Here is an 8,123-nt window from a genome sequence, read left to right on the forward strand (position 1 = left end):
GCAAGAACCGCTGACAAGTACCGCTGGGGCCGGGACCTGGTCTTTAATGGTTTAGACCAGTACCGGGAGCTTGGCCTAGACCTTTAGGGGTGTCAAGGGTGTATAAGAAGGGCTGTCACGTCCGTTACCGGACCGACACATGAGTGAGGGCGACACCCCGTGGCCGGACCGTGTCACCATGTGAGCCGCGACAGACGGAGGAGCCGGTGACCGCAGCAGCGCAGGAGTCGGGAAGGCAGGGCATGGCCACGGACGGGGTCGGCAGCGAGACCGAGGGCGGCACGCCCACCCGTACCGCGCGCGTACCCAAGTACTACCGGCTGAAGCGGCACTTGCTGGACATCACCGACACCCTGCCGCCCGGCACCCCCGTACCCCCCGAGCGCACCCTCGCCGCCGAGTTCGACACCTCCCGCACCACCGTGCGCCAGGCCCTCCAGGAGCTGGTGGTCGAAGGACGGCTGGAGCGCATCCAGGGCAAGGGCACCTTCGTGGCGAAGCCCAAGGTGTCCCAGGCCCTCCAACTCACCTCGTACACCGAGGACATGCGGGCCCAGGGCCTGGAACCGGCCTCGCAGCTGCTGGAGATCGGCTACGTCACCGCCGACGACACCCTCGCGGGACTGCTCGACATCACCGCCGGCGGACGCGTGCTGCGCATCGAGCGGCTGCGGCTGGCCAGCGGCGAGCCGATGGCCATCGAGACCACGCACCTGTCCGCGAAGAAGTTCCCCGCGCTGCGCCGCTCGCTGGTCAAGTACACCTCCCTCTATACGGCGTTGGCCGAGGTGTACGACATCCATCTGGCCGAGGCCGAGGAGACCATCGAGACCTCGCTGGCCACCCCGCGCGAGGCGGGACTGCTCGGTACGGACGTCGGCCTGCCCATGCTGATGCTCTCGCGCCACTCGCTGGACGCGCAGGGCGAACCGGTGGAGTGGGTACGGTCCGTCTACCGCGGCGACCGCTACAAGTTCGTGGCCCGGCTCAGGCGCCCGGCGCACTGACCAACTCGCGCCGACTCGGCGAAACCGTCACCAACTCCGCGCCGAATCCACACTTTCCGTACCGATCTCCGGACGGGGGGTGACGGCGGCCGATCCCCTGGCTTAGTTTTCCTGCGTGTTCAGCAGGTGACCAGTGAGGGGACCACGCGCCATGCCAGAGCCCGCACCGACCGACGCGTCCGACGCCGTGCCCGAAGCCGCCCCCGGAGCCGCACCGGGCAAGGCCCCGAAGCTCACTCCCAGATCGATCGCCGTCTGGGCGCTGGTCGCCCTGGTGGGCGCGGCGGGCTGGGGGGTGCTCGCCCTCTCCCGCGGCGAGGAGGTGTCGGCCGCGTGGATGCTGGCCGCGGCCCTCGGTTCGTATGCGATCGCCTACCGCTTCTACTCCCGCTTCATCGCCAACCGGGTGCTCAAGGTCGACAAGACCCGCGCCACCCCGGCCGAACGGCTCGACAACGGTGTCGACTTCCACCCCACCGACCGGCGCGTGCTCTTCGGCCACCACTTCGCCGCGATCGCGGGCGCCGGTCCGCTGGTCGGCCCGGTCCTCGCCGCGCAGATGGGGTATCTGCCCGGCACCATCTGGATCGTGGCGGGCGTGATCTTCGCGGGCGCCGTCCAGGACATGGTGACGCTGTTCTTCTCCACCCGCCGCGACGGCCGCTCGCTCGGCCAGATCGCCCGGGACGAGATCGGCCCCTTCGGCGGCGCCGCCGCGCTCGTCGCCGTCTTCATGATCATGATCATTCTGCTGGCCGTACTGGCACTGGTCATCGTCAACGCCCTCGCCCACTCGCCGTGGGGCGTCTTCTCCATCGCCATGACCATCCCGATCGCCCTGTTCATGGGGGTGTATCTGCGGGTGCTGCGGCCCGGCCGGGTCACCGAGGTCTCGGTCATCGGCGTGGCGCTGCTGCTGCTCGCCATCGTCTCGGGCGGCTGGGTCGCGGAGTCCTCGCTCGCCGACACGTTCACGCTGGAAGCGAGCACGCTGGTCATCTGGATGATCGCGTACGGCTTCCTCGCCTCCGTGCTCCCGGTGTGGATGCTGCTGGCGCCACGCGACTACCTGTCGACGTTCATGAAGGTCGGCACGATCGTGCTGCTCGCGCTCGGCGTGGTCATCGCGCTGCCGACGCTGAAGATGGACGCGGTCACCGAGTTCGCGAGCCGCGGGGACGGTCCGGTCTTCGCCGGATCGATGTTCCCGTTCGTCTTCATCACCATCGCGTGCGGCGCGCTCTCCGGGTTCCACTCCCTGATCTCCTCGGGCACCACCCCGAAGATGGTCCAGAAGGAGACCCAGATCCGGATGATCGGCTACGGCGCGATGCTCACCGAGTCGTTCGTCGCGATCATGGCGATGATCACGGCCTGCGTCATCGACCCTGGCCTGTACTTCGCCGTCAACTCCCCGGCCGGGGTCATCGGCGGTACGGTCGAATCGGCGTCGCAGGCGGTCGCCAACCTCGGCTTCACCATCTCGCCCGACCAGCTCGCCCAGGCGGCCAAGGACGTCGAGGAGACCAGCCTGCTGTCGCGGACCGGCGGCGCGCCGACCTTCGCCCTCGGCATGTCGGAGATCTTCTCGTCCGTCCTCGGCGGCACCGCGCTGAAGGCGTTCTGGTACCACTTCGCCATCATGTTCGAGGCGCTGTTCATCCTGACGACGGTGGACGCGGGCACCCGCGTCGGGCGCTTCATGCTCCAGGACATGCTCGGCAACGTGTACAAGCCGATGCGCCAGGTCAGCTGGAAGCCGGGCGTCTGGTTCGCCAGCGCGGTGGTGGTCGGCGGCTGGGGCTACTTCCTGTGGGTCGGTGTCCACGACCCGCTGGGCGGCATCAACCAGCTCTTCCCGCTGTTCGGGATCGCCAACCAGCTGCTCGCCGCCGTGGCCCTCGCCGTCTGTACGACGCTGCTGATCAAGTCCGGCCGGCTGAAGTGGGCCTGGGTGACCGCCGTACCGCTCGCCTGGGACGCCGCCGTGACCCTCACCGCGAGCTGGCAGAAGATCTTCTCCGGCGATCCGAAGGTGGGATTCTTCACCCAGCGCGACGTGTACCAGTCGGCCATCGACCGGGGCGAGGTGCTGCCGCCCGCCAAGACGATGGACGACATGCACACGGTCGTGACCAACTCCACCGTGGACGGGGTCCTGTCGGCCCTCTTCGCGCTGCTGATCCTCGTGGTCATCGCCGACGCCGCGCGGGTCTGCGTCAGGGCGATCCGCGCCCCGGAGAGCGTCGCGCTGTCGGAGGCACCGTACGTCAGGTCCCGGATCACCGCCCCTGCGGGGATGTTCCCGACCCCGGAGGAGAAGGCGGAACTGGCCGCCGCCGAGGCGAAGGTGACGGCGGGCGCGGGGAGCGGCGCGTCATGACCGCGCCCGTGGACCCGTCCGTGACGGCATCGGCCTCCGTGGACCCGTCCGCGTCCGTGGACCCGTCGGTGACCGCATCGGCCTCCATGGACCCGTCCGCGTCCGTGACCGCGTCCGTGACCGCGTCCGTGACCGCCAGGGCGCGGCACATCGCCGGGCGGATCCGCTGGTACGTGCGGGAGCTGACCGGCGAGTCGGCGTACGACTGGTACGTCGCCCACACGGCCGCCCACGACCCGGAGGCCCGGATCATGACCCGCCGCGCCTTCGAACGCAGCCGCACGGACGCCCGCGAGGCCGACCCGCGCGAGGGCTTCCGCTGCTGCTGAACCGCCGCGCCACGGCGGCGTACGGCGCCGCCACGACCACGGGCCGCCGGGCCTCCCCACGGGGGCCCGGCGGCCCGTCCGCTGTCCCGGCGGCCGTACCGGCACCGGCATCGGCGCCCCTACCGCAGGCGACCCACGACACAACATCTGGGGGGTGGCGCACCGCGCGCCCCCCAGATGTATGCTCGACCTCGCTGTCGACGCAGGGGAATCCGGTGCGAATCCGGAACTGTCCCGCAACGGTATGCGTTGGCGTGATATGTCACGCCCGCGTAAGTCCGGGTACCTGCCGACGGTACGTCCGGCTCGCCCCGATCCGGACGTCCAGACGTCCGGGCCTCGCGGTTGGGCCGGGTGGGCGCGGTACGCAGGCGGTGCTGCCCGGAAACGGGCCGCGGACCCCCGCGTACGGCCTCCCCCGTTCTCCCCTTCCGCCGGTCCAGAGCCGAGCGAGGGAGAGCATCACCGTGACCATCGCGCCAGCCGATCCGGTCTCAGCCGTTACGGAAACCGCCGAGCCGACGGCCGACGGACCCGGCACCGCGTTGCTGCGGACCCTGACGGACCTCACCGCCGATCTGCCCGACACCGACCCGGGCCGGGTCGCCGCCGCCGCGCTGCGCGGCCGCAACGCCCGCTCGGACGCGGCCGAGTTGCGGGAGCTGGCCACCGAGGCGGCGGCCGGGCTGATCTCCGAGGACCCGGCGTACTCCCGGCTCGCGGCCCGGCTGCTCACCCGCACGATCGCGGACGAGGCGGCGACCCAGGGCGCGGTGTCCTTCTCCGCCTCCGTCGCCGTCGGCAGCCGCGAGGGCCTGATCGCCGACCGTACGGCCGCCTTCGTGGCGCTCCACGCGGACCGGCTCGACGCGATGATCGACCCCGCGGGTGACGACCGCTTCGGCTACTTCGGGCTGCGGACGCTCTACAGCCGCTACCTGCTGCGCCACCCGATCACCCGCCAGGTCGTCGAGACCCCGCAGCACTTCATGGCGCGCGTCGCCGCCGGCCTCGCCGAGGACGAGAGCGAGCACGCGGTGGCCGAGGTCGGGCGGCTCTACGAGCTGATGAGCCGACTGGAGTACCTCCCCTCCTCCCCCACCCTCTTCAACTCCGGCACCCGCCACCCGCAGATGTCCTCCTGCTATCTGCTGGACTCCCCGCTGGACGAGCTGGACTCCATCTACGACCGCTACCACCAGGTGGCGCGCCTCTCGAAACACGCGGGCGGGATCGGCCTGTCGTACTCCCGTATCCGCTCGCGCGGTTCGCTGATCCGGGGGACGAACGGCCACTCCAACGGCATCGTCCCGTTCCTGCGCACGCTCGACTCGTCGGTCGCGGCCGTCAACCAGGGCGGCCGGCGCAAGGGCGCGGCCTGCGTCTACCTGGAGACCTGGCACGCGGACCTGGAGGAATTCCTCGAACTGCGCGACAACACGGGCGAGGAGGCGCGGCGTACGCACAACCTGAACCTCGCGCACTGGATCCCGGACGAGTTCATGCGCCGGGTCGAGTCCGACGGGCGCTGGTCGCTGTTCTCCCCGGCGGACGTGCCGGAGCTGGTGGACCTGTGGGGCGACGAGTTCGACGCCGCGTACCGCAAGGCGGAGGCGGACGGCCTGGCCCGCAGGTCTCTCCCGGCGCGCGAGCTGTACGGCCGGATGATGCGCACCCTGGCCCAGACCGGCAACGGCTGGATGACCTTCAAGGACGCGTCGAACCGTACCGCCAACCAGACCGCCGAGCCCGGCCACACCGTCCACTCCTCGAATCTCTGCACGGAGATCCTGGAGGTCACGGACGACGGCGAGACCGCCGTCTGCAACCTCGGCTCGATCAACCTGGGCGCGTTCGTCCTCGCCTCCGGCGAAATCGACTGGGAGCGCCTGGACGAGACCGTCCGCACGGCCGTGACCTTCCTCGACCGCGTCGTCGACATCAACTTCTACCCGACCGAGCAGGCCGGCCGCTCCAACGCCAAGTGGCGCCCGGTGGGCCTGGGCGCGATGGGTCTCCAGGACGTCTTCTTCAAGAAGCGGCTGCCCTTCGACTCCGCCGAGGCCGCCGCGCTCTCCACGAAGATCGCCGAGCGGATCATGCTCGCCGCCTACGAGGCGTCCTGCGACCTCGCCGAGCGCAGCGGCCCGCTGCCCGCCTGGTCGAAGACGCGCGCCGCGCGCGGGGTCCTGCACCCCGACCACTACGACGTGGAGCTGAACTGGCCGGAGCGCTGGGACACGCTGCGCGCCCGGGTCGCGGAGACCGGCATGCGCAACTCGCTGCTCCTGGCGATCGCCCCGACGGCGACCATCGCCTCGATCGCGGGCGTGTACGAGTGCATCGAGCCGCAGGTCTCCAACCTCTTCAAGCGCGAGACGCTGTCGGGTGAGTTCCTCCAGGTCAACTCGTACCTGGTGGACGAGTTGAAGCGGCTCGGCGTGTGGGACGCGCAGACCCGCGAGGCGCTGCGCGAGTCCAGCGGCTCGGTGGCGGGGTTCGGCTGGGTCCCGGCCGAGGTCCGCGAGCTGTTCAGGACGGCGTGGGAGATCCCGCAGCGCGGCCTGATCGACATGGCCGCCGCCCGTACGCCGTTCCTGGACCAGAGCCAGTCGCTGAACCTGTTCCTGGAGACGCCGACCATCGGGAAGCTCAGCTCGATGTACGCGTACGCCTGGAAGAAGGGGCTCAAGACGACGTACTACCTGCGCTCGCGCCCCGCGACGAAGATCGCGCGCGCGGCGGGCTCGCAGCAGGCGTCGGCGTCGCCCCGACCGGAGCCCACCCCCGTACCCGCGCAGGCGGCGTCCACGGAGGTCATCTCCGCCGAAGACGCGATCGCCTGCTCCCTGGAGAACCCCGAGTCCTGCGAGGCATGCCAGTAATGACCACCACTGATTCCGCACAGAAGAACCTGCTGGACCCGGGCTTCGAACTGACCCTGCGGCCCATGCGCTACCCGGACTTCTACGAGCGCTACCGCGACGCGATCAAGAACACCTGGACGGTGGAGGAGGTCGACCTCCACTCGGACGTCGCCGACCTCGCCAAGCTCTCCCCTGGCGAGCAGCACATGATCGGCCGACTGGTCGCGTTCTTCGCGACGGGCGACTCGATCGTCTCGAACAACCTGGTGCTGACGCTCTACAAGCACATCAACTCCCCCGAGGCGCGGCTCTATCTCTCGCGCCAGCTCTTCGAGGAGGCCGTGCACGTCCAGTTCTATCTGACGCTGCTGGACACGTACCTGCCCGACCCGGCGGACCGGGCGGCGGCGTTCGACGCGGTCGAGGAGATCCCGTCGATCCGCGAGAAGGCGCAGTTCTGCTTCAAGTGGATGGCCGTGTTTGACGGAGAGGGGGCCGAGAAGATCGACCGCCTGGAGTCGAAGGCGGACCGGCGCCGCTTCCTGCTCAACCTGATCTGCTTCGCGGCGTGCATCGAGGGGCTGTTCTTCTACGGCGCCTTCGCGTACGTGTACTGGTTCCGCTCGCGCGGCCTGCTGCACGGCCTGGCCACGGGGACCAACTGGGTCTTCCGCGACGAGACGATGCACATGAACTTCGCGTTCGAGGTCGTGGACACCGTCCGCAAGGAGGAGCCGGAACTCTTCGACGCGGAGCTGGAGCAGCAGGTCACGGACATGCTCAAGGAGGCCGTGGCGGCGGAGCTGCAGTTCGGCCGCGACCTGTGCGGCGAGGGCCTGCCGGGCATGAACACCGAGTCGATGCGCGAGTACCTGGAGTGCGTGGCGGACCAGCGCCTCCAGCGGCTGGGCTTCCCGCCGGTGTACGGCTCCTCGAACCCGTTCTCGTTCATGGAGTTGCAGGGCGTGCAGGAGCTGACGAACTTCTTCGAGCGCCGTCCTTCGGCGTACCAGGTGGCGGTGGAGGGCACGGTCGGGTTCGACGACGACTTCTAGGATCGCTGACTGAGGGGGCCGGGGTACGGGGGAACGCTCCCCGTACCCCGGCCTCACGCGTCGTACCCCACCTCGGCCCAGACCAGCTTGGTGTACGGGTCGCGCACCACCCACCCCCACCGCTCGGCGTAGGCGGCGACGAGCAACAGCCCGCGCCCACCGGTGGAGTCGAGCGGCGGCGGGGGCGAGATCCCGGGCGCGCGCGGAAGCCGGTCGGGCCGGGTGTCGATGACCTCGACCCGTACCAGCTCGGCCGCGAGGGTCAGCCGCACCTCGAAGTCCCGCCCGGGAGTACGCCCATGGGTGACGGCGTTGGCGGCGAACTCGGCGACGACAGCGGTGATCACGGCGGAGGCAGAGCCCGTACGGGGAATCCCCCACTCGTCGAGCTGCTGCGCGCAGAGCAACCGGGCGAGGCGGGCGCCACGATGGCTGGAACTGAGCCTGATCCGGGAGGGCGGGAGGAGGGGCGAGAGGGGCGG

Annotated in this window: 6 protein-coding genes and 1 riboswitch; of the genes, 5 read left to right on the forward strand and 1 reads right to left on the reverse strand. The window is 70.1% G+C overall.

What is annotated here, in order from left to right; translation table 11 throughout:
* The first annotated feature begins 242 nt into the window (after positions 1–242).
* The 5 genes from DVH02_RS04015 (at position 243) to DVH02_RS04035 (ending at position 7,641) form a co-directional block, all read left to right on the forward strand.
* Positions 243–1,007, forward strand: coding sequence for a GntR family transcriptional regulator (locus DVH02_RS04015; protein ID WP_114622258.1), 765 nt, complete (start codon positions 243–245; stop codon positions 1,005–1,007).
* 187 nt (positions 1,008–1,194) lie between these two features.
* Positions 1,195–3,390: a carbon starvation CstA family protein gene (locus DVH02_RS04020; RefSeq protein WP_407697587.1), complete on the forward strand. Its 2,196-nt coding sequence runs from the start codon at positions 1,195–1,197 to the stop codon at positions 3,388–3,390.
* 86 nt (positions 3,391–3,476) lie between these two features.
* Positions 3,477–3,719: a YbdD/YjiX family protein gene (locus DVH02_RS04025; RefSeq protein ID WP_114622279.1), complete on the forward strand. Its 243-nt coding sequence runs from the start codon at positions 3,477–3,479 to the stop codon at positions 3,717–3,719.
* 181 nt (positions 3,720–3,900) lie between these two features.
* A riboswitch (cobalamin riboswitch) is annotated at positions 3,901–4,027 on the forward strand.
* 159 nt (positions 4,028–4,186) lie between these two features.
* Entirely contained in the window at positions 4,187–6,604 is a 2,418-nt protein-coding gene (locus DVH02_RS04030) for a ribonucleoside-diphosphate reductase subunit alpha (protein ID WP_114622260.1), read from the forward strand.
* Entirely contained in the window at positions 6,595–7,641 is a 1,047-nt protein-coding gene (locus tag DVH02_RS04035; protein ID WP_114622261.1) for a ribonucleotide-diphosphate reductase subunit beta, read from the forward strand. The genes DVH02_RS04030 and DVH02_RS04035 overlap by 10 nt, the downstream gene beginning before the upstream one ends.
* Positions 7,642–7,694: 53 nt before the next feature.
* On the opposite strand, the gene DVH02_RS04040 is transcribed toward DVH02_RS04035, so the two are convergent.
* Positions 7,695–8,123 (reverse strand): ATP-binding protein (locus DVH02_RS04040; protein WP_407697586.1); only part of this gene is annotated, 429 nt, incomplete at its 5' end.

This window comes from Streptomyces corynorhini, assembly GCF_003346515.1.
In the GTDB taxonomy this organism is placed as follows: domain Bacteria; phylum Actinomycetota; class Actinomycetes; order Streptomycetales; family Streptomycetaceae; genus Streptomyces; species Streptomyces corynorhini.